At 70.9% G+C, this 491-nt stretch carries 1 protein-coding gene; it reads left to right on the plus strand.

Features of this window, described 5'->3' with window-relative positions:
* On the plus strand, positions 1-491 hold a 491-nt coding region (locus RM844_RS32230; RefSeq protein WP_311670996.1), incomplete at both ends, for an AIR synthase-related protein.

Consider the following 491-nt stretch of genomic DNA (forward strand, 5'->3'; position numbering starts at 1 on the left):
CGGGTGACGCGGTCATCGCGATGGCGTCCTCCGGTCTTCACTCGAACGGGTACTCACTGGTCCGCCACGTGGTCTTCGACCGGGCCGGCTGGACGCTGGACCGCGAGATCGAGGAGTTCGGCCGGACGCTCGGCGAGGAGCTCCTGGAGCCGACCCGGATCTACTCGCTGGACTGCCTGGCGCTCACCCGGACGACCGAGGTGCACGGCTTCAGCCACGTCACCGGCGGCGGTCTGGCCAACAACCTGGCCCGGGTCATCCCGGACGGGCTGCACGCCACCGTGGACCGCTCCACCTGGACCCCGGGCGCGGTCTTCGACCTGGTCGGCAAGGCCGGGAACGTGGAGCAGCTGGAGCTGGAGAAGACGCTGAACATGGGCGTCGGCATGATCGCGATCGTCCCGGCCGACTCGGTGGACGTCGCGCTGACCACCCTGGCCGACCGCGGGGTCGACTCCTGGGTCGCCGGGGAGATCACCGACCGCGGCGAC

Origin of the sequence: Streptomyces chisholmiae, assembly GCF_031845445.1 — a bacterium.
Taxonomy (GTDB): domain Bacteria; phylum Actinomycetota; class Actinomycetes; order Streptomycetales; family Streptomycetaceae; genus Streptomyces; species Streptomyces chisholmiae.